General features: G+C 65.5%; 25 protein-coding genes. 1 reads left to right on the top strand and 24 read right to left on the bottom strand.

The genetic code is table 11. The annotated features are described in order from the left end of the window. Nucleotides 1–138: 138 nt before the first annotated feature. The 24 genes from ABE485_RS12290 to ABE485_RS12175 all read right to left on the bottom strand — a co-directional run bounded on the left by ABE485_RS12290 (nt 139) and on the right by ABE485_RS12175 (nt 20,112). Nucleotides 139–1,308: a hypothetical protein gene (locus tag ABE485_RS12290; protein WP_346515575.1), complete on the bottom strand. Its 1,170-nt coding sequence runs from the start codon at nt 1,306–1,308 to the stop codon at nt 139–141. Between the two features lie 2 nt (nt 1,309–1,310). Further along, nucleotides 1,311–2,966, bottom strand: coding sequence for a hypothetical protein (locus ABE485_RS12285; RefSeq protein WP_346515574.1), 1,656 nt, complete (start codon nt 2,964–2,966; stop codon nt 1,311–1,313). Further along, on the bottom strand, nt 2,963–3,292 hold the full coding sequence (locus tag ABE485_RS12280) for a phage holin family protein (protein WP_346515573.1): 330 nt from the start codon (nt 3,290–3,292) through the stop codon (nt 2,963–2,965). The genes ABE485_RS12285 and ABE485_RS12280 overlap by 4 nt, the downstream gene beginning before the upstream one ends. Nucleotides 3,293–3,299: 7 nt before the next feature. Continuing rightward, on the bottom strand, nt 3,300–3,650 hold the full coding sequence (locus tag ABE485_RS12275; RefSeq protein WP_346515572.1) for a putative holin: 351 nt from the start codon (nt 3,648–3,650) through the stop codon (nt 3,300–3,302). 48 nt (nt 3,651–3,698) lie between these two features. Continuing rightward, a complete protein-coding gene (locus ABE485_RS12270; RefSeq protein ID WP_346515571.1) occupies nt 3,699–4,127 on the bottom strand; it encodes a hypothetical protein in 429 nt (142 codons plus the stop codon). Beyond that, on the bottom strand, nt 4,127–5,437 hold the full coding sequence (locus tag ABE485_RS12265) for a phage tail protein (protein WP_346515570.1): 1,311 nt from the start codon (nt 5,435–5,437) through the stop codon (nt 4,127–4,129). The genes ABE485_RS12270 and ABE485_RS12265 overlap by 1 nt, the downstream gene beginning before the upstream one ends. Nucleotides 5,438–5,440: 3 nt before the next feature. Beyond that, nucleotides 5,441–5,902, bottom strand: coding sequence for a hypothetical protein (locus tag ABE485_RS12260; protein WP_346515569.1), 462 nt, complete (start codon nt 5,900–5,902; stop codon nt 5,441–5,443). Between the two features lie 12 nt (nt 5,903–5,914). After that, the gene (locus tag ABE485_RS12255) at nt 5,915–6,448 is read right to left on the bottom strand and encodes a hypothetical protein (RefSeq protein ID WP_346515568.1); all 534 of its coding nucleotides are present in this window, start codon (nt 6,446–6,448) and stop codon (nt 5,915–5,917) included. A gap of 1 nt (nt 6,449) precedes the next feature. Further along, entirely contained in the window at nt 6,450–6,839 is a 390-nt protein-coding gene (locus ABE485_RS12250) for a hypothetical protein (protein WP_346515567.1), read from the bottom strand. 3 nt (nt 6,840–6,842) lie between these two features. After that, nucleotides 6,843–7,484 carry a DUF6682 family protein gene (locus ABE485_RS12245; RefSeq protein ID WP_346515566.1) on the bottom strand — a complete coding sequence of 214 codons (642 nt, stop codon included), beginning with the start codon at nt 7,482–7,484 and terminating at the stop codon, nt 6,843–6,845. After that, a complete protein-coding gene (locus ABE485_RS12240; protein ID WP_346515565.1) occupies nt 7,481–8,131 on the bottom strand; it encodes a hypothetical protein in 651 nt (216 codons plus the stop codon). The genes ABE485_RS12245 and ABE485_RS12240 overlap by 4 nt, the downstream gene beginning before the upstream one ends. Further along, nucleotides 8,131–8,556, bottom strand: coding sequence for a hypothetical protein (locus tag ABE485_RS12235; RefSeq protein ID WP_346515564.1), 426 nt, complete (start codon nt 8,554–8,556; stop codon nt 8,131–8,133). The genes ABE485_RS12240 and ABE485_RS12235 overlap by 1 nt, the downstream gene beginning before the upstream one ends. Nucleotides 8,557–8,640: 84 nt before the next feature. Continuing rightward, nucleotides 8,641–9,060, bottom strand: a complete 420-nt coding sequence (locus ABE485_RS12230) for a hypothetical protein (RefSeq protein WP_346515563.1) — start codon at nt 9,058–9,060, stop codon at nt 8,641–8,643. Between the two features lie 52 nt (nt 9,061–9,112). After that, on the bottom strand, nt 9,113–10,411 hold the full coding sequence (locus ABE485_RS12225; protein ID WP_346515562.1) for a DUF4043 family protein: 1,299 nt from the start codon (nt 10,409–10,411) through the stop codon (nt 9,113–9,115). A 21-nt stretch (nt 10,412–10,432) separates the two neighbouring features. Then, nucleotides 10,433–11,485 carry a hypothetical protein gene (locus tag ABE485_RS12220; RefSeq protein ID WP_346515561.1) on the bottom strand — a complete coding sequence of 351 codons (1,053 nt, stop codon included), beginning with the start codon at nt 11,483–11,485 and terminating at the stop codon, nt 10,433–10,435. 122 nt (nt 11,486–11,607) lie between these two features. Further along, nucleotides 11,608–13,890 carry a hypothetical protein gene (locus ABE485_RS12215; protein WP_346515560.1) on the bottom strand — a complete coding sequence of 761 codons (2,283 nt, stop codon included), beginning with the start codon at nt 13,888–13,890 and terminating at the stop codon, nt 11,608–11,610. Then, nucleotides 13,887–15,293, bottom strand: coding sequence for a terminase large subunit domain-containing protein (locus ABE485_RS12210; RefSeq protein ID WP_346515559.1), 1,407 nt, complete (start codon nt 15,291–15,293; stop codon nt 13,887–13,889). The genes ABE485_RS12215 and ABE485_RS12210 overlap by 4 nt, the downstream gene beginning before the upstream one ends. Continuing rightward, a complete protein-coding gene (locus ABE485_RS12205) occupies nt 15,293–15,949 on the bottom strand; it encodes a terminase small subunit (protein ID WP_346515558.1) in 657 nt (218 codons plus the stop codon). The genes ABE485_RS12210 and ABE485_RS12205 overlap by 1 nt, the downstream gene beginning before the upstream one ends. Nucleotides 15,950–16,137: 188 nt before the next feature. Further along, nucleotides 16,138–16,836 (bottom strand): hypothetical protein, encoded by a 699-nt coding sequence (locus ABE485_RS12200; RefSeq protein WP_346515557.1) that lies wholly within the window; start codon nt 16,834–16,836, stop codon nt 16,138–16,140. Next, nucleotides 16,823–17,419: a hypothetical protein gene (locus tag ABE485_RS12195; RefSeq protein WP_346515556.1), complete on the bottom strand. Its 597-nt coding sequence runs from the start codon at nt 17,417–17,419 to the stop codon at nt 16,823–16,825. The genes ABE485_RS12200 and ABE485_RS12195 overlap by 14 nt, the downstream gene beginning before the upstream one ends. Then, entirely contained in the window at nt 17,416–17,874 is a 459-nt protein-coding gene (locus ABE485_RS12190; RefSeq protein WP_346515555.1) for a RusA family crossover junction endodeoxyribonuclease, read from the bottom strand. Before ABE485_RS12190 ends, ABE485_RS12195 begins: the two co-directional genes overlap by 4 nt. After that, a complete protein-coding gene (locus ABE485_RS12185; RefSeq protein WP_346515554.1) occupies nt 17,868–18,098 on the bottom strand; it encodes a hypothetical protein in 231 nt (76 codons plus the stop codon). The genes ABE485_RS12190 and ABE485_RS12185 overlap by 7 nt, the downstream gene beginning before the upstream one ends. Further along, on the bottom strand, nt 18,095–19,261 hold the full coding sequence (locus ABE485_RS12180) for a DUF1376 domain-containing protein (RefSeq protein ID WP_346515553.1): 1,167 nt from the start codon (nt 19,259–19,261) through the stop codon (nt 18,095–18,097). Before ABE485_RS12180 ends, ABE485_RS12185 begins: the two co-directional genes overlap by 4 nt. After that, nucleotides 19,258–20,112: a DNA adenine methylase gene (locus ABE485_RS12175; protein WP_346515552.1), complete on the bottom strand. Its 855-nt coding sequence runs from the start codon at nt 20,110–20,112 to the stop codon at nt 19,258–19,260. Before ABE485_RS12175 ends, ABE485_RS12180 begins: the two co-directional genes overlap by 4 nt. Before the next feature lie 56 nt (nt 20,113–20,168). On the opposite strand from ABE485_RS12175, the gene ABE485_RS12170 reads away from it, so the two are divergent. Then, the gene (locus ABE485_RS12170) at nt 20,169–20,894 is read left to right on the top strand and encodes a hypothetical protein (protein ID WP_346515551.1); all 726 of its coding nucleotides are present in this window, start codon (nt 20,169–20,171) and stop codon (nt 20,892–20,894) included. Nucleotides 20,895–20,899 lie beyond the last annotated feature (5 nt).

Below are 20,899 nucleotides of genomic sequence, written 5' to 3'. Positions count from 1 at the left end.
TGCCGTCAGCCAGCTCCGGGAAATTCAGCGATCCATTCGACGTTCCAGTAAAAAAGACCCCGCGTTGCCGCGCGATCTTGCTGGTGTATGACGTCAGGACCGCCCCATTCGGGCCGTACGTCTCAATTCCTACCGGCATTACCAGATCCCCAAGCGCACGCGCAGGACGTTGGCAGCGTCGTAGACCAGCAGCAGGTTGTCCCGAATCTCCAGGCGGGCGCCGCTGGCCGCGGTGCGCAGCAGCCCGATAGTCGCTGTGATGGCAGACAGGGACGTCACGCTCAGCTTATCTGCCGATATCGAATTGGCGGCGATGCGGGCGGCATTGAGCACGCCGGCCGTGATCTTGTCGGCGCTCAGGTTCGCGATCTTGGCGTTGGTGATCGCCGCGTCCTGAATGTTGGCGGTCTTGACGTAGGCGTCGGTGATGACCGCCAGGCGCGCCGACAGCGAGGCCACCGTCAGGCGGTCCGCATTCAGGGAGTTGACCGCTATCCGGTCGCCGCTCATTTCCCCGAATGTCACCTTGGCCGCGGACAGCGATGCCACCTTGGCATCGGTGATGGCGGCGTTGCCCAGCTGCAGCGTGCTGATGGATCCGTTGGCCACGTAAAGGTTCCGGATATAGATGCCCGGGGGAACCGGCACGCCGTTGATTTCCGTGGGCTCATGGATTTCGTACAGCAGCGCCTTGGGGTCGCCGGCCGCCGCCAGCACGTCGATCAAGTAGGCGGGGTCCAGGGACACGGCGCCGGCAGTGCCGCCCACGTCGTTGAAGGGGCCGATCTTCCCCCCAACAGAGACGAACCGAATCCAGTAGAAGTAGGTCGTGTTGGCATCCGTGCCGACGGGGTCGCTGTAAACCCACCCCGTCGTCTGCCCGACGCTGAGCGCCTGCGCCTGGTTGTCCGTGGTACCGCGGAAAATCTCCGCGTAGCCAAAGTACGCGAAGTTCGGCTTGTCCCACTCCAGCACCACGGCGCCAAGGGCCGGCGTGACCCTAAACCCGGTGGGCGCAGGCGGGATTCCGTCGACGACGGGCGGCGTGCTGGGCTGGAACGCGCCGCCTGGATTCTTGATCAGGATCGGCTTGCCGTCCGCGCCGCGCATCGTGACGATGCCGTTCTCGACCAGGTCGCCCCACGTGACGGCGCGGTCGACAGCCTGGCCACCCTGGCCGAAGCGCGTCGCCAGCGTCATGCGCATCTGCTCCAGCGCGCGCGTCGCCGCCGGGTTGCCCGGCAGCTGGGCAGCCTCGATCGCCGGCAGGTCCGTGTATCGGAGGCCGGATCGTTGGGAAGTCGCCATGCTTAGACCGCCGTGACGTTGCCTAAGGTCGACGCCACCGTGACCTCCGTGATTGCCGCCGTGCCCTCGAGCGTGAATTCGAAGCTGCGCGCGCGGTAGTTGCCCCGAAGCCGGAACGGGCGGCCGCTGCGCACGACGTGCTCAACCAGCACCTCACGCGGGCCGCCCACGGCCTCGATCACTGCGCGCAGCCGGAACGTCACAGGGTAGGCGGCAGCCACCACCTGGGCGGCGCCGACGTTCTGCGCCCGCTCGAGCAGAAATCTTTTGCTCACGCAGCGCATGGCGAGCGGCACCGATCCACCCGCCCATTTGTGCACGTCGCCGTCAGGCAGCGCCAGAAACAGCTCATCCCGTCGCCCGTCCGAATACGACGCGGTGGCGTAGACGTCGGTGCGCGTCATGGACATGGCCCCTCGAGTGAGGTCGAAGATCAGGCCGCCGCGCTGGGCGCCGGTGTCGTACCAGCAAAACAGCCGGCTGTCGTGCACATTGGCGTGCATGGACTCGGGCCGATAGGCCTGCCATTGCTCCCGCGTCAGCAGCTCCTCGGTAACCAGGGCGATACCGCCTGTCTGGTCGACCATGACCAGGCCGTCAGGCGACGCATAGACCACGCCGCCCTTGAACGCCCGAATCGTCCGCTTGGCGACGCACGGCTGGTTGCCGTCCAGCCGCACGGGCGTCAGCGTGACCGGGTCCGCCTGGGTCGCCAGGTAGGTATCGCCCTTGGTGCACACCACCGTGGCCTGCCCCATGATGGCCCCGCCCACAATCTCGTCCGCCACGGGCGAGTAGTAGGGCCAGCCGAAGGGCTTAAACACTTCCGACCGGTACACCCGCTTTCCGGAGAATCCAATCATGAAGCCAGCAGGATGATCCATCAGGCCGAACAGGTCGTCCGGTGGCGGCACCAGCGCGCGCTCTGGCAATGCCTCGCCGAGCATCGTGAAATCGACTTCGTCGCTGAACGTCACGGCGCCGGCGGGAATCTCCTTCCAGAATCGAAGGATGGCGGTTCCCGTGGCGTCCGTCGTGGACAGGTAGAGTCGCTTGAGCGTGATGTTGTATTCGCCCGCCGGCGGCCCTTCCAGGTTGATGACGTTCAACGTATCGGCCGTCGCGGCATCGAACGGATCGCTCACTTCGTTCGGCGGCCCCTCCTCCCCCCAGGCGGACACAAAGGTGTAGGCCAACAGGCAGGATTGCCGCTCCAGGCTGGAAGGCGGATCCGGCTGCTCCGAGATAGTCACGGTAGCGCGCGACGTCGGCGCCGGGACTCCCAGGCGGTACCAGGCGGTGGGCATCAGGTCGTTCGCCGTGGCCATGGTGGAATCGGTCACCCGCGGCGGCTGGCCGGCTTCGGTGAAGTACGTCCGTTCCTGCGCGTCGTCCGGGATTGCGCCGCGCGCCACATCCGCATCATTGAGCCAGTGGAACCAATACCGTGCGTCGTCGTCGATTCCACGGCCGAACCGATAAATGGCCAGCTTCGTGCCCACCTTGGCCAGGTCGGCCACCTTGGCCGGCTCCTTGTAGGGCACCAGGGAGCCACGCTGCAGGTTCAAGTTCAGGGCGTCCTGGCTCGCGCCCGCCGGCAGCAGGTGAGGTTCCACGCGCGGCAGCATGCCGGTGAAAGCCTTGATTGCCTCCCTCATCGGAGTTCCGCCCGCGCCGGCTTGCCGATGGCGGCGACATTGCCGCGGGCTCGGAACACCAGGATCGCAAGCAGCACCGCGATGCCCAGCTGCCAGAGCGTTACCCCCCCAGCCCAAGGGCCGAACTGGCCCTGCCGCATCAGCACGTCCAGGCCCTGCCCGCCCGTGAAGACCGCCAAGAGGTAGGCGATCGCGGACATGCCCGGGCGATACCGCGCGCCTTTTCGCCGGTAGCACATCAGCCGCCCGGCAGTGCAAAGGTTCACCGCGACAAAAAGAAAGGCCACCAAATGGTGGCCGGTGGGGTCAAAAGCGAGTGCGGGCATTTGCATATCAGCCTCCCCGTTTCCAAAGAACCGATATATCGAACGTCTTGATCCGTTCGATGGCCGTGACCGCGATGGTCACCGCCACGGCCGCGGCGACGAAGCCAGTAATCACCGTTTCGTTCACGCCCGTCACGCGGCTCAGTTCGCCGGCGCCGAAGTAGCCCAGCAACCACGACACCAGGCCATAGACCAGGCGGCGCACTACACCCAACTCGCGGCTGTGCATCATGAACACCGCGGCGCCCGCGAAGGCGCCGATCAGCGCGCCACTGTCGATGCCCGGCAGGAGCGCCGCGAATAGAACGCCTGATGCCGTAGCCACCGCAGCGCCGACCGTGCTTGTTGGTTCCGCCATTGTTTCTCCAATTTTTTGGGGCATGGTCGCCCCGATGTCGCGGTGGACCTACGCCCTGATGCTCGCCGCCAGAATGAACAGCGCGTCGACCTGCGCAGCGGTCAATCCCAGCATGCCGGAAATCGCCGCCAGCATTTCGCTGTCGCGGCGGAATTCTTGTAGATCATCCCAGGCCCGGCGGTACATCGCCGGCGTGGCGGGATCCGCTAGCACGGCCTCAGCAGCCTCGAACAACGTCCCGTCGCCGTGGGCCGTGCGGTGCATCGCCTCGCGCCCCTGGAAGCGGGACACGACCGGGACAATCGATGCGAAAGGCAACTCTTCCGGAGCCTCACACGGCACAAGCGACGAGGGGATGTTCGAAGGATGCTCATCACCAGGAAAGACGAACCGCCAAACTCCGCCGACTTCTTCAGCGGCCACATCGTCGTTAAACCACCATACGAGGCCGGTGTCGGCGTCCTTGAATGTCTGCATCAGGAGTACTCCCACGCTTCGTTGACGGTGGCATTTACGGCATCCACCATCCACCACACCCCGGGTGGAACCATAAAGCTGAACCCATTTCTAGTACCCGCGCCCGCGCCCGAAGTCAGATCGTAGTGAACCGACCTCATGCCGCTTGTGCTACCGACGCTGTTCAAATAGCCTGCCGTAACGACGTTCGCCGCACCGGTGCCCATGAAAGTCACGCCAACCAGGATCGGACGAGTTGACGTGTTCTGATACCACGCCTGGATAACCGTGGTTCGAGGCCGAATGATCTGCCCGACACCGAATAATTGGCTTTGCGCCGTCGCGAGATCTGCACGCGTGGACGCCAGCAGGGACTGCGTTGCGGCAAGGTCGGTAGCCAGTTGCGCGGCATCGACGGACCCGGGGTTTACGACTGCCCCGAAGGCGTGGACGGTCCACACCCCGGTAACGTTCAGTGCGCGAGTTTCAGACGCGACGCGTGGAGTGCCGTGTGTACCGTTGGTCAAGATCGGCGCTACGGACGCGTTATCCCCACGCATAGAGGCCAAAGCAAGACCGCCAGGGTTTAGCCCATTGGAATTAATGCCGTACGTACCGAGGGGTGCGCCTGGGGTACCAAACGTGTGCCCCTGGAACGCATCCCGCTGAATGAGACCATTCGTCGCCGCGGACATAGCCCCATCGCCGCGCCACACCACAGCCCCAAGCGACCCAGCCGATTTCCCGTTGAGGTCCGGCAGGCGGATTGTCGTAGTTCCATCGCCCAGGGTGTACTTACCCCGATGCGTCGGGTCGCTTTGCCACGTCTCCTCAGACACGACGGGTAGCGTGCCGGCAATCACCATGGCAGCCAAATCTGGATAGGTTGCTCGCGGAACCGTTTGGCCGTCCTGTGGGATTTGGCCGGCAGGTATAGACGATCGCAGAGGCCAATGACCAGGTGTTCCAACCGCCGGACCGGACCGCAACCGGTAGCCCCCGCCGGCGCTATCCCATTCCGCGTAGCCCTTCCCCACAATGCAGATGGGCCCAACGTCTTCAACTGGTACCTCATCCGCACCGAAGATAGCAAGCGAAGCGCGATGCAGGCGCTGCTCATTGACCCAGGCGTCGTTCGCGACGTTACGGCGCCGAACCCAGCCGGTCCCGATATCAGCCCACCTCATATAGGGCAGTACGTAGGCTCCCTCAAGCGTTGCCGGATCCACTTCTCCTGTGAAGTCAGTGGCGACGCCCACGAAATTGTCGTCGACCTCGTTGCGAGTCAGCAGGCGCGAAAGATTGCGCCGGAGAGTGAGAAGTCGGCCCATGGCTTACCCGCGCTGATGCGCCAGCGTCCAGTTGATCGTAAACACATCTTCGGGCTCTTTGTTCTTCACCCCGAACACCGACCGGTTCGTCAGCATCCCACCAACGGCGGCATTGAACAGGCCCGCCTCGGTGACGGGCCCGGAGCCTACGTTCTCGCCGAATGTCGCAGAGTAGAGGCGTTCCGTGCCAGTGCCAGAAACCGTCACCGGCACGCGGCTGCCCGCGATTTCGGACACCAAGGTCTGATCGCCGCCAGCGGCGGGCGTCGTGCCGATACCCAGCGCCATATGGGAAATGACGTCCACGGCTTCACCGGCGGCACGCGCCGCCAAGTAGGCCAGGCCATCGTCGGTAAACAGGTTCTTGATCAGGAATCGCTCAGTTTTCCCCGTGCGACCGCGATAGGCGAGGATTTCCAGGTCGCCTCGGCACAGGGTGCCAGAGCGGTGCTGCATTTTCTTCATGGTTTCTTCCTCTCAAAAGGATGTGGCGTCGCCGACATAGTCGTCGGCATAGTCCAAGGCGTAGTTCTCCAGCACCACCTGCCCGGAGTCATGAGACGCAACGGTGTCGCGGCGATAGCGCGCCACCGCCAGCGCCAGTACGTCGACGGCCACGGAAGCGTCAATGCGCACCGCGTTGACGCGCTGTCGCGTCCAGTCCTGGGAGGCGGCGATGGATCGCTGTACGAAGGCCAGGGAGATAGCGTCGAAGGAGGCCACGCGGTCATCTCCAGCGAAGCGAACTCCGACACCGACCTGATCCACCGCGGCAGCGCGGTCTCGGCGCGTGTTCGCCACCTCGGTTGACATCCAATCGACCGCAGCTGCGACGTCGTACCGCGCAAGGACTCGAATCAGACGGAAGTAGTCCACCGCGAGCCCCAGATCGCGCAGGATTGGGTTCAGGCCCAGAGGATCCGCGACGGCATCCACACGCACGACGACCGTGCCCGAGGCGTCGACCGTCGCGGCGACGATCTCGAATTCAATATGGACGGGGCCGGTCACGCTAAAACTGCTCCCGCACCTGGAACTTCAAGATGGCGAACGCAGTCTGGACGCGCCCATCGGGAAAGGTCACCTCCACCTCGCCCTCGAACTCCCCGGCCGTGTCCAGAGCAGTGGCGGACCAGTCCATCGCCAGGCGCCCGCCGCGGCCGGCCACGTCGTACGGCGGCTGGAAGTCCACCTCGCCCGTCTCCGGATCGACATAGCCCGCGATGGGGAAGCACGGCATTTCGTCCTTCACGCCATCGGCGCCCACCTCGCGGAACAGCAAGCGCGCCGTTGTGCCTGGTGTGGAAAGGTCGATCGCGCGGCGCGTGCGCTGGTCGGTCAGCGAGAGCTGCAGCTGCGGGGCGGTGTCGCCCTGCACCAGTCGAATCTTGGTCGTAGCCATGGGCTATTTCTGCTCGTTGGGGCTCGTCATCGCCTTGGCCGTGACGTCGCCGGTCAGGGTGGAGTGGCAGGCGGCCAGGTGCTGCGCCGCGCGCTGGTGGAAGGCTGGAACCGTGTCGGCCTCTTTCAGGAAGGCGCGATACAGGACGTAATCCAGCAGGGCCGGGGCGTATTCGCCCTCTGCCTCCAGTTCCGTGTCGCCCATGTCGTGCGTGACGGCTGCCGGCAGCTTCGCGTAGGACAACTCAATCACGACGCCGGCGCGCGCAGGCGGATACACATCAAACTGGCCGGGGCTGCGCTCGTCATACAGGAAGTGGCGGATTTCCTGTGCGGCCGCCTGGCCGCGCCAGTTGGGCCGCACACGGCCAAGGGCGCCGGCATCCGCCACGGTGATGGCGCGCTGGCGCGTCGCGGACACGTTCCGCGGCACATCAAAGAGCATCCGCGCACCGCCAGGCAGCTTTTGCCGGGTGCCGGCGGCGCAGGCGAACTCCTCCGACGCCTCGTAGATATCGGGGCGCAGCCTGTACGCCTCCAGGCGGGCGTCGGTCAGCCACTTCGGCAGCTCGTCGTCCTCCCAGTACACGGCGTCCGCGTCCTGCAGGATGGTCCGCGCGCGGTCGAGCACATCGGATACCTTCATCGGAATTCGTCTCCACCGGTGCGCATGCGCCGCTTGGCAAAGCCCCTGGCGCCCTCGTCGGCCAGGCCATTGCACGCTTGTTCAAACGCGGTCAGGTATGCAGAGGCCCGACCGGCATCCGCATAGCCAGCCTTGTGCTGGTGCAGGCGCGCCAGCGCGCCGTTGGCCAGCTGCTCGGCGTAGCGATTCAGCAACACATCGTGCAGCTCGCGCGCGGCCCGCGTCGGCGCGTAGGCCACCTCCAGGCGCAGCGCTCGAGGCGCCTTGACCGTGACCGCTGGTACGAGCTGCACGAATCCCGGCAGCCGGCAGTAGAAGCGCCGCACCTCGGCGGTCGTGCCCACCTGGCGCCATGCCCAACCGTCGGGGAACAGCTCCTCCAGCTCGGGCCGGGTGGCCGGATCCAGCGGCCCTTCCGGGAGCCAGGCCGCGGTCACGTCGACGATCTGGCTGTCCGCCTCGGGCGGGTCCAGCTCGTATTCGGTCGTGCCCGGCACCAGCGTCAGAGGGTCCAGAAACGTGCGCAGCAGGCGCGTGCGGGTGCAGAATTCGACGGCTGCATCAAGGATGGCGTCCTCAATCGCCGGCGCCGGCGCTCCCTCGACCATGGGCAGGACGAACCGCTCGAAATCTGCGAGGGCCGCCATTAGGTGGGCTCACCAGCCGCGCGCGAGTTGGCCAGGCTGACGATCTGCTGGATCATTTCGTCCTTCTTCAGGGCGCCATCCAGCTGATGGTTGAACTGCCCCAGGGCGAACGTCTGGAGGTCTTCCTTCTTCATGCCCTGCAGGTTCGGCATGTTGAACGGCGGCACCTGGCTTTGATCGCGCGACGGCGCGCTGCCGGGATGCTGCTGGGTCGTGAGCACCATGCCAACGCTGGCCGGATTGTCTTCTGCCTCGTCCCAGGCTTCGCGCCATACGTCCTTGTAGGGCGTCAGCTTGATGGCGATCAGCGGCGGCACAAAGTGAATCTGCCCGCGCTCCCACACCAGACCGGTGCCCGCCACCGTGTCCTTCTTCTGGTCCTTCGACCCGATGTACATGATCGGGATCGGATTGTCCTGTTCCATGGGAACTCCAAAAAGGTGGGGCCAGACGGTCACCCGCCCGGCCCCGAACGCCGCTTGATGCGGCGAGACAGCCCCGAATTGGGCTTAGGCGACGCCCACCATCTGGCCGCTGACCACGGCAGTCAGCTGCGGCGTGCCGGTGAATGCCGCGCCGCTGATCGTCGCGACCAACTTGACCGGACGCTTGAACAAGATGGGATGGGCCGCGGAATCCACGTTGCCCGCCGTGGCGATATCGGCGCCGGCCAGCCAGGCGTCCGGGTCGGCAAGCGGGCCTTCGGAGGCGTCATAGGGCTCGAAGCCGAGGTCAGCCTTCACGCCAGCGCCGGCGGCATCCGTCACCAGCCGAAGGGCGGTGACCACGACGCCGGCAGGAATGACGCCCAGGTAGATCTTGTCCGCCACGCCGGCCGCGGCGCGATAGCCATAGGTTTCCACCCAGGCATTGCCGAAGGCCTGCGTGTGCAGGGGCTTCGCGTTGTAGTCGGAAGAGTAGCGATCCATGAATTTCTCCAGTTCAACCGGAGCAGGCGGCCACCTGGCCGCCCGCCGCCGATCAGGTGTTGAGGTTGACGACGGTATCCAGGACCATGACGCCGTGATCCGTCGGGATCTTGTTGCCGCGCGCGTCCGGAACCGAGAAGCGCAGCTTCGCCTTGCCGCACATGACTTCGCCCGCCACTTCGAGATTGCGCTCGAAGTTGTAGCGGTTCTCCATCCAGTTGGCGTAGGTATCGGAGCCCTGGTTCTTGCCGTAGACGTGCGCCAGCGCCTGCGCGCCCAGCAGCATCCCGCGATCGACGCTGTAGCCGGGCTGGAGGGCCGGGATCGTGACGGAGGCCTCGGCGGCCGTGGCCTGGCCGGCCTGGGTGCAGTACTGGACCGAATCGCCCGGGTTCAGGCGGATGGCGCGGTCCATCTTGCGCACCAGGATGTTGTGCCAGATGCCGGCCTCGCCCGTGAACAGGGGGTGCTTCTTGGGGCCGGTGAACGACGAGGCGCGGTTCCAGGCATTCTGCAGGAACGTGCGCCATTGCAGGCTGTTGGCCGCGGTGTTGGTCAGGATGCTCTGCCACATGCGGTTCGTGACCAGCAGCAGATACAGCGGCTCGTCATCGGCAGCGGCATCGCCCGCGATCTTGATCGGCTGGAGCTTGAACTCCATGTCGTCGATGATCGCGCCCAGGTGGTCCAGGTGCTCCAGCTTGAAAGTGTCCGTGGTGTCGATCGAGCCCAGACCCTGGCCGCCCTGCACCAGCGACGTGCCATCGGCCACCCAGTGGCGGTTATAGGTCGGCGCCTTGACGGGGTTGATCATGATTTCGCCGAAATCGGGATCGCTCGTCATGGGCACCACCCAGTCCGTGCCCACTTGGGAGCCGCGCGCGCCCGCCAGGTGCACGATGGTGGACTGGTCATTGAAGCGGCGGAACCAGCCCTGCAGGTTCGCCATGGCCAAGCCGCGCAGGTTGTGCACCGTGCGCTGTTGGGTCATCTTGCCGCCGGCGTCCACCACCTTCGTGGCCAGGTCGATCCGGATGTCCATGCTGGACATATCCAAGCGTTCGCCTTTGCCCTCGGCCTGCTTGTCGCCCATGATCGGCTTGCCGCCGGTCTGGTTGATGAGGTCGACGCTCACCTGATCGCCCTGAGACTTCGTCAGGTCGGTTACGCGGACCAGGGGCATATCCGGGCTGGTCTGGCCTTTCAGCTTCGCCTCGGCCGCCGACTGCTTCGGCGCAGCGCCGGTGAGGTTGTTCATCAGCGAGGGCTGACGTTGAGTGTTGGCGAACAGCGCCGCGCCAAAGACCTTGCGCGCGAGCGGCGAGCCAACGGGAACAGTAGTTTGGGACATAAAGCCTCCAGTTCGTGGGATTTACGAAGAGAGGCGCGCCAGCTGCGCTTCGATTTCTTCCGGCGACAAGTTCATGAAATGGTCCGTCAGGGCACTGCCCGACAGCGCCGTCATGGCGTCGGCCTGCGACCCGGCGGCCGGCTGGCCACCAGGGATATCGGAAAGCGTGGAAGGACCCGATGCCTGAGCCGTCGCAGCTGCAACGGCCTGCGCAACGCGCGCGGCTTGATCGGCTGGCTGCTGCCCCGCCGCGGCCTTGGCCTGGCTGGGCAGCTCGATCGTTCCGCGTTCGACCTCAAACATGCGAACCGCCGCGTCAAACCGCTCCGAGAGCGGCTTGTCCTTCCATGCCGGGCGGGTGCGCAGCATGGAGTCGATTTCGGCGATTTCGTTGAATGCGGCCGGGTCAGTGGCACGGAGGTGTGCGAGCTTGGGGATGGACTGGATGGTGTCCTCGACGGTCACCAGCGCCTGCACCTGCTGTTCGCGCCGCGCGGTTTCGGCTTCCACGGCGGCCGGCCTGCCGGCGTCCACCTGCTCGCTCAGGCTCTTGGCCAGGGCGATCAGGTTGTCCATCCGGCTGGCGACGTCGGGAGCTTCTTCGCGAAGCTGCTCCAGCAGCTGCTCGTCGACAATCTCGTTCAGATCAAGCGACTTGGTAGCCTTGCCCTGTTGGGCAGCGGCCTGGTCCAGTTCCAGCTTCGCGGTCAGGTCGCGCACCATCTGCTCAGCGCGGATAGCACGTTCGCGCTCCTGCTGCAGCACCTGGTACGGAATGACGTGCTTGCCGTCCTTCGCCTGCACAACGGCATCGCCCTGCTCTGGCGCAGCGGCGGCTTCCTGTTGCTTCCCACCCTCACCGGTGCCGGGCGCTGCACCGCTGGTATCGCCCTGGGGTTTGCCGCCTGCGGCCGTGGCCGCAGCGTCATCTGCGGCCGACGGCATGCCAGCATCGGTAGGGGCTTCCTGCCCTCCTACCAACGCCGCCAACGCGTCTTCCGACAAGCTGAGGGGGTCGCGCAAGACCGCATCGAGGTTTTCGATGGGAGTTTCCGTCGTGTTTTCCGTGCTCATGTCTTCCTGCTCCTAGTTCTCGGATAGGTCCGTGGGTTGAAACGAAAAAGGCCCCCGGCGATTTCTCGGCGGGGGCCTGTGGATTGCCCGTGTCCCTGGGCGGGGAAATTCGTGTCGGTGCGCTACGCGGCCCTGGGCTGGCGCGTGCCCAGGCGGGCCAGTACCTGGTCCACCTCATCGGTGAGCTGCTGGAACCGCTCCTGCATCTGTGCGCCGCCTGTCTGCGCCTCGGCGCGGATGCGGGCGCGCTCGGTCTCCGCCTCTTCGTGCATGGCGGTCTGCTGCAGGCGGGTCTGCCATTCGTTGGTGCGGTCGGCCAGCTGCTGGCGCAGCCTCTGCATTTCCTGCTGGTATTGCGCCAGCGCGCCGTCCACCTGGTTGACCGTGTCGGTGTCGCCGGCAGCGCCCGCCTCGGCGCGGATCTTGCCCGCCTCGGCCAGCAGCTTTTCAGTGCGGGCCTGGCGCTCGGCGATCTTCGACTGCGCATCCTGCATCGCGGCCTCGGCTTGAGCATTCGCGGCCTGGTTGGCCTGCTCTTTGGCGGCCTGGGCTTCGGGCGAGTTCGGGTCGGCCTGAATGCCCAGCTGCGCGCGAAGGAACGCCGCCATGTCCTTGCGCTTGCTGAAGTCGGACATTTCCAGCGCGAAGGGGATCAGCAGCGCCTGCATGTTGGGCGGCATGGACTTCAGGATTTCGGAGAAGGCCGCGAACTGCTGCGCGCGGTAGGTCGGGGTGCTGGGCACGTCGGACAGCGCGACCTTGACCGGCGCCGTCTGCACGTCGTTCTCCTTGTAGGCCTCCCCGGTGACGGGATCCTTGCGAGGGATGTTCACCACCACCTTGCGTTTGACCGTCCCGTTGTCCACCAGGATTTCCGCCTGGTTGGTCGTGTCCTCTTTGATCAGGTCCAGGAGCGCGTTGCCGACGCCGCGGCGGGCTATCCGGTAGTTGTCATTGATCTTTGCCAGCGTTGTGACGCCCTGCTCCACCAGCGACTGGATGGCCAGGCCTGAGCTGGCATTCGACTGCTGGCCCATCATGGCCGCATACACGCCGGCGGCCTCCTGGATCGCCTGCTTGCGCTCCTGCATCACCTGGAATTGCTGCTGGGACAGGTCGAAGTTGGTCTCGACCTTGATATTGCTCCCGACGCGGCGCGCATTGGGGTTCGTCACGACGAACGCGTCCGACCGGCCCAGTTCCCGGTTGGCGTCGCTCATCGTGTTGTATTTATCGTCCAGGGCGTCCGAGTCGATGAAGGTACGCCGGCTGTTCATCAGCCACATCATGCGCGCGGCGCGTGCGTTCACCTCATCCTGGGGCGAAAGCATGGCGCGGATGATGCCGTAGGGAACGCCCGTCAGGTCTTCGCGGTAGCCGAAGAATGGAATGTAAGGGAAACGCCGGCGATTCGTCGCACGGTCCTGCACGCGGATCGGGCCAATGTGGAAGGCACAGCGAATCTTGTCGTAGACCGCCAGCTTGGGCTGTACGGCGCCCGAAGCGACGAGGGCGCGGTGCACGTGGTGCTGCTCGTTGAACTCCAAGGTGCGACCGCCAGGCAGCGCCAGCACCAGGCCGCGCACCCAGACCCGATACCAGACCTCAAAGCACGTCACAACCCGGCGCTCGACATCTCGCCAGTCAAGGTCATCCCACGTCGTGCGCGTGCCCTGCCCGATGTCATTGAAGAAGTCCGCCGACATGCGAGCTTCGGTCGTCAGGTAGTCCGCCCAGTCGCGCCACCCTGCCGCGGCCAGGATCATCTCCCGGTGCTGCGGGAAGAACGCGGCGATATGGTCGGCGTCGTACCGCTTCTTGCGCACCAGATAACGGGCATCGCTCCAGTCCAAGGCGCGGCTGCGCCAGTCCCAGTAGATTTCGGAGCGCGGAACGCTAGTCACGCGGTACGGATAGTTGAAAGGGTTGCTGTTGCGGGACACCTCGACGACCCCGAAGCCAGCCTTGATCTGGCCGGCGTAGGCGTCCGATGTGGCGGTGTCCGCCTGGGCCTCACGCTCCGTCTCGTGCATCTTGGCCGACAGCGCCTCAGCCACGTCCTGGTACTGGTCGTCATCCGCGCCCACCCGCCAATCGGTCCGGGTCTTGGCCTCCATGCCCAGCACGGCGTTCACGGTGGGCTGAATGAGGTTCGTGACCAGCGGACCCAAGCCCTTTTCGTCCAGCCGTGCCAGCGTCTCCGCGTCCAGCTGGTTGCCGTCGTAGTAGTCGCAGGCCTTGTCGGCCTCGCGGCGCCAGCTCGGCTGATTGCGGATCTCGTCCAGCCAGCGCTCGAGCTGAGACACGGACAGCGCGCCGGCGTCGGCCGGCGCCTGATCGCGGGCGTGCGCGGCCGCGCCGCTGCTGCCATCGAGGAGGCGGAAGCCGGTAACGGAAGTATTCATGCGCGCCAGGATTCCCGGTGTCGTTTGAAGTTTGCGGGCACGTTATTTCGTGCGAAGCGGAGGGACATCACGCCATAGCGCGATGCGGAAATGACGTCGTCGTCGATCTTCACGATGGCGCCGTCCTTGCGGTGATAGGTGCGGTACTCGGAAAGCCACAGCTCCAGGTGCGAAAACACCTTGAACCGGCCGGTCATCATTCGGTCCAGCATGATCTGGATGCCGGCTTCCACGCCGTTCGAGCCATCCTCGAACTGCGCGCGCTCCGGGAGCATCGCCACTTCCTGTGCCAGGTAGGCATCCCGCATCGGAATGCCGGTGTCCTTCTGCGCCTGCAGGGCGTCGTGCGGCCATGAAACCGGGATCCACTTGCCGCGCGACTTGATCGCGCTGGCATGCACGGACACCGGCTGCTTTCTCTCGGCGTAGACGTCGTAGACGTAAACGATGTCGGCGTCCAGGTTGTGCGCAAGCCAGGCCCCAGCCGTCGGGTGATCCCAGCCAAGATCCAGGCCGCAGATGCGCGGCCAGCTGTCCGGGATGTTGAACGGCGGCACCACGATGCTGGATTCCGGCACCGGGAAAACCGCGCCCGAACCCAGCACCGGCTTGCCGTAAGCGCGGGCTTCGCGTTCGTGGTCCGGATAGCTGGCCAGGATCGCGTCGGCCTGGTCGCGGGTGTAGTGCTCAGCATCGTAGATGCCCATGAACACCACGACCGTGCCGGTGTGTTTGTCGATCAGGAAGCGCTTGACCGTCGCCGACATGCCCATGAGGGGCGTGAAGGTCATGTACACCGGGCCCAACGTCGTGTTGGTGCGGGTGATGGCCTCCATGTAAATGTCGTGCGGCGGCTCCTCGTCCAGCCAAACGAAGTCCAGGGTTTCCGCCTGAAACTTCGCCCGGCCCTGCTCGTAGTTCCGGAAGCCCAGCACGCTCTCGCCGGCCTGCACATCGCCGCCGCCACCGTGGCGCACCACGATGATGGACACCGCGCCCGGCACGCCTGCGAGCGGCGCTACTTCCTTGATGGCGTCAGACGGGATGGCGCCGGTGCCGCGGTCGCTCTCGACACCAGGCCGGCCCAGCAGCAGGCGCTGCATACCGTCCCGTGTCAGCGCCGCAGACACCGAGGCCGCCCAGCCCGCCGTAGGCTTCTGGAAAACCTTGCCTTCCCACCAGTCCGGGTAGCGCCCGGTCAGGTGCATGGCCGTCTCGTACGCGCCTGAGTACGTCTTGCCCAGCTGGTTGCCAGCGGAAAAAAGGCGCTCGCGGTATGCGGCGCCCTGTGCGTGGAACTCCCTCTGTTTCGCGTATGGCCGGTAGTACTTGAGCCGGTTGCGCTTGGCGCGCCAGGCCCGCTCTTGCAGCGCCCTGGCCAACATCACGCGCGGATTGGACATCAGTGCATCGTCGCCCCGGTGCCGGCGCCGGCCGCGCGCAGCTGGGCGAGTACCTTTTCAACGGGCACACCTTCGGCTTGGGCGATTTCCTGGGCAGCTTGCGCGATCGCGGCATCCAGCTCGGCATCGGACTTCTTGTCCAAGTCGCCCACTCGAAGCTCCTTGCGCTCTACGAACATGCCCAGGTGACGCCCGATCAGCTCCAGGTTGGGCGTCTTGGGCGCCAGCTTGAGCGTGAAGTTGCCGTTGCGGTCCCAGGACCAGCCGATCACGCAGCGCCGCACCTGCTCCGGAAGCAACTTCAGGTCGCGCGGGCTGGTGATGTCGCGCACCTCGCCAGTGGCCGGATCCGTGACCACCAGGTCGGCCGGATCGTAAAAGCCCATCGCCACCCATTCCTCGAGCACACGCTTGGCGGTGACCTCCAGCTGTGCCGAAAGCTTGTCGCGCATGGTCTGCACCGCGGCGGCGACGTTAGCCTGGGCTAGCAGGCGGGATGCGCCACTGACGGCTGCCGCACCACGCGCCGTGTAAACGGCCTCGTAGGCCTTGGTCTGGTTCAGGAAGCCGCCAGCAGCGAACTCCTCCACGAAGCGCCGCTGCTGCGGCGACAATGCGGTATCCGCAGACACCACACGGCGGGCAGCGGTCGACAAGGCGCGTTTCGTGCGCACAGGCGTCTTCCGCGCCGGCTTGGGCGCTGGGGATTTTTTGGAGGGCATGGAGAGGAGAAAGCCAGGAGGGAGGGCAACAAAAAACCCCGCTCGGCTTGCCGGCGGGGTCTTGGGCGCACTGATGACCAGTGACAGAATGAGGCGGATTTTGCGGATGCAATCCGCAAATGTCAAGCCGCGACCGCCAACTCGCCCACGATTTCGGCTTCACGCAGCACGGCTTCGACCTGCTCCATGGCTTTGGCCTCCTCGCCCTTCTTCCCCTCGTCGAACTCGCCCCGCCCTTTCCGCACCAGGCGCGCGCCACGCAGCCAAAGCGTAATTTTTCCGTTCTGGTCGGTGACGGTGCGCTCGCTGATGCCGGCCTTGCTTGCAAGATCCGAGAGCACAATGCGCGGCCGGTTTGCCTTGGTCGCGAAATACCGCATCACCAAGCCGTCGCGGACAACCCGATGCACGACATGACCCGACAGCACGCCCGCACCCATGGCGGCGTCAGACACAACGCGGACCGATTGCAGCCATTCGGCGTTCCAGACGGCGCTGTGGCAGCACGGGCACGGGGTGGTCTGCGGCAGAAACGCGGCCTCGAGGATCCGCTGGTGCAGCGGCGACAACGCTTGCAGTTCGCGCAGGATGAAGCCCGCCTGCGCTGCGCCATCGACGCCGGCCAGGCCGCGGCCGGTGCGAGGCATTCGGTCGGCCATCTTCACCATGGCCGGCCTGTCCAACGTGCCGCTGGAGTAGTTGAAGGCGTACGTGAGCGCCTGGTGGGCACCCTTGAAAAGCGGTTCGGACACTGTGCGCTCCTGGCAATCGAGAAAAATTTGTGCGCCGGCCTGTCGGGCCGGCTGGTCATTCCTGGTCATGAAACCCGCCGTTGCGAGGGCTGCGCGCACCTGCCAGGCTCTGCACCGGCGGCTGGGCCCGGCCGACGCGCTCCAGGTTCAGGCCGAGGCGCGAGGCGAAGGAAAGCGGCTTGCGAGCCGGCGCGCCTTTGACGATTTCGACGTCGCCGCGGTAGCCGGCGATCGCGCGCAAAACTTCGTCCTCAGCCTTTGGCGCTGCGGGCGGCGTCGGGGGCACCACAGTCGGCGCTTTGGGCTGCGCGTCTGCGATCGAAGCGGTCAGCCATCGGCTGTACGCATCGGCAGGCGAGGCAGCCGCACGCGCCACCTGTCCGCAACTGCACTCCCACAGGCCCGATGCAGCCTTGCGCAGGCGCGGACGAACCGCGAACGGTTCGGATCGCCAGGGGGGTTCCAGGGGGACAGCCGGGGCCACGCCACGTTGGCGCCGGGCCGGCGGCTCACCGCGCTGCCGGCGCTGCTCGGCCTGCACGATTTGCCAGACTCGCTCCGGGGTGATGCCGAACTCCAGGCCCAGATCCGAAGGCCGCTCACCAGCGAGCCGCCGGCGCGTGATTTCGGCGTTGCGTGCTGCGGTGCTCATGCGCGCGCCTCCAGCCCCAGCGAGTTTTGGCCAGCATCGGCGCACACACGGGAGATTTCCATCGCAACGCCGGGGACGGCCGCGTATCGCTTGCGCACGACCATATCCACGACTTGCGTGTCGTCATGCCAAACGACGCCGTTCAGTGCGTCAAAAATTGCCTTGATGACGTTGTCAGCGTCCGGCTTCTTGGTCGGATACTCGGTGCCAGCAAGGGCGGCCTGTTGCTTGCGCTTAGGCCAGGACTGGGGAATCGGCAGCCGGATCTCCATGACCGTCAGCACCGGCCCCTCGATCAACAATCTGCCAGCCATCGCCTGGCGCGCCGTTAGCGCGATGACGCCCTCGTAGCTGGCAGTTTTCTCGGGCGTGTACAGCTGGATGTGTTTGCCCCGGGCCGCAGCGCGCGGACGGCCTTTGCCCACAGGCACGCCGGGAATGTCGAATTTCAGCATGTGGCTCCCTCGCTGCGCAGCTCGCGCAGCCATTCGATGCGCGCCGCGGTCTTGTCCGCCGGCGCAGGTTGATGGGTCCGGCACTGCCGGGGAAATCCCGGGCTGACGAACGTACCCGGGCGGTCGGTCATGTCGAGGCACCGGCCCAGGCCTTGCGCGGCCATGCCAGCGTGATGGCGCAGGGTGAAGCGCTCGCAGGCGACGCATTGCACGGCGGCCGTCATGTGCGCACCCCGTAGTCGGCCAGTAGTCGGGCGCGATCGGCGTCGGTAAGGCCTGCCGCCGCATGCACTCGCGCTTTGAACGCGGGGAAGATTTCGCCCGGCTCTTGCGCGATGCCCAACTCCTGGCCCTTGGCTGTGATCCCTGATGCGGTTGTGGCCCAGGCCAGCGGATCCGACGCCGCGGCCTGCCGTGGCTTGCCGTTCACGACGCTCTCGCCCTTGGGCGGGTGCAGCACCTTGCCCACGAAGACATCGAGGAAGCCGGGCGTGATGGGTCCGGCGTCGCCTGTGGCCTCCCGGTCCAGCACGGCCAAGTCGTAGGCCTCAGCCAGCTGCAGCCCGGTGGCGCCGGCCTCGAGCCAGGCTGCAATGCGGGGGTCGCTGCCGTTCGTGCCGCGTGGCGGCTTGCCACGGGCCTGCTCCTCGCGCCGCAACCAGATCGCCACAGCCATCGCCAGTTCTTGCGCTGTCTTGCCCTCGCCAAGCGGCGGCAGCGTGCGGTCGGCCTCGCGTGCAGGCGCATGCGCGAGAGACGCCGCCGCTGCTTCTTTTTCTTTTAAATACTGTCCCTGTCCCTCTCCCTGTCCCTTGGAGTGCGTTTCCCGAGGGACAGTCGTGGGTTGTCCCGATGGACCGTTAGGCCTTTCCTTGGGGACATCGGCGCTTGTCCCTCGGACAGACAGGGGTTGTCCCTGGGGACAACCGAGAGACAGCCATTCATCTAGGTCAAGGACAGGATGGCTGGTTTCATGCCGCTGGTTGTGCTTCTTGATCCGGGCGCATTCGGTCTTCCAGCGCTGGACCAGCTTGGCGCGCCAGGCCTCGACGGCTTTCTCAGCGACGACGGGGTGGTACAGGCGACCATCCGCGCATTTCACCCAGCCGCGCAGCGCGCCTTCACGATGACGCATCCATTCTTTCGCGACGCGGCCGAAGCCGGCCAGCTGCGCCAGGACGTCGTTGTCATCCGGGAGGCTCGCCGCAGGCACTTGGTGCCAAGACGCGCACCAAAGGAGCACGGCGCAACGGAAGGCCTCGCCGTCGGCCTTCACTGCAAGGTCACTGTCGCGCAATCGCAGCACGTCCAGGGGCATGAAGGCGAAGTCACGCAGATCGCAATCTGCCGGTGTCAGGGGCGCGGGAAGCTGATTCGGGCTCGTCATGGGCCCTCCGAAGAAAGCAAGCCCGCATGGTTCAGCGCGTCAACGCATGCAGGGTTAAGCCATAAACACTCTGTGCGTACGGCCGTCCCACGGGCTGCGCTGATCCGCGCGTTGGTGGTGGTCTTCGCCCAGCCCATCAGGGCATCGTCGTAAAGCAAGCTGGGATAGCCGCAGAGTGCGACCATGCCTCGCACCTGGCGGAGCCCTTCCAGCAGCTCACCGTGGTCGGCATTGTTCATTTCGTGGGCGTAGTACCGGCCATGTGCGGCGCCGGCATACCGCGTCTCGTGCAGATACGGCGGATCGACAAAGAACAGCGTGTCTGGAGCGTCGTGCTGGCGAATGACGTCAAGCGCAGGCCGGTTTTCGATCATCACGCCGGTCAAGCGCTGGATTACAGGGCCAAGCGTGGCGGGGTACTCGGCCCAGAGTTGCTGCGCGGTACCGTAGCGCCGGCGCGTGTCTATGCGAAAGCCTGTCGTACCCTTCGTTGCCCCTGCCGAGCCAAAGCCCATAGACGCGCGAACTATGGTGCGGCGCGCCCGCTCAACGGGGTCGGGATGGGATTCATAGGCATCGTCGAATTCGTCGCGCGCGTAAGGCGTCAGCTTGACCAGATCGATCAGGCGCGCGCCGCCCTCGGGGTCGCGAAGCACCCGAAACAGATTCACGATGTCGCCATCGAGATCGTTGTAGACCTCGGCGTACGCTCGCTCTTTCTGCAGGAGGACGCCGGCGGCCCCGCCAAACGGTTCGACGTAGCAGCGGTGTGGCGGCAGGTGCTGGATGATCCAGGGTGCCAACCGCCATTTGCCGCCGTGGTAGCGGATTAAGGGTCGTTTGGGTGTCATGGCGCCTCCCGCCGCACAGTAATATGGCGCGCCGACCACCAAACGGGAGAGATAAATTGCGAAGCCATGCCAGGACAATCGCGATCGCCGCGGCATTGGGCATCGTGGGGTACTTTACGGCCATCGGCCTTATGACCGTACTGTTTGCCCCTCAAATGGACAGCCTTGCGCCAAAGACGAGCGCCGATGCCGCTGGCTGGGTACAAGCGATCGGCTCCATCATCGCGATCCTCGCGTCCTACCACTTGGGATCCCGCCAAGCCGCGCAGGCTCAACGCCAAGAGGCCGAAAGACAGGCTGCCCGCCTGGCCAAACAGCAGTCCTTCGGCGCCCTGGTTCTGACAAGTACGGACCAGATTCTGAACGCGCTCGAGCTGATGATGGGAGCCAAGGCGGACCCCAGAGTCGTCCACATGTTCCCGGCGACAAGAACAATTGCGGACAAGGTGTTGACGTCGCTTCAGGCTATCCCTATGACCGAGGTGGAGCCGCCTGCGAACATGCTGCACATCACGGGGATCATCAGCAGCCTGCAGCATCTGAAACAGGCCATGGACCTGTTTGATTCCCTCTGCGAACAGGCGCGTGCGGATTCGGCTTTGGAGCCGGACGACGTCGAACGGCAAATCCGTGACTGCTGCTGGTCCTTCGCCCACAAAGTCACTGTCACAGCGGCCAATATTCACGACCACCTGCAAGCGCTGGGCGTCCCGTCGTCCCGTCCGCATCCAATTTACGGGACCGCTGAGGTACCGCAGGCAGACGTCTCCAAAGGCACGTAGAACCG

The sequence above is a fragment of the Achromobacter spanius genome, from assembly GCF_039673305.1.
GTDB classification, from domain to species: domain Bacteria; phylum Pseudomonadota; class Gammaproteobacteria; order Burkholderiales; family Burkholderiaceae_B; genus Achromobacter; species Achromobacter spanius_F.
The sequence above is the reverse complement of the archived record's forward strand: the minus strand, read 5'-3'. Positions and strand labels throughout refer to the sequence as shown.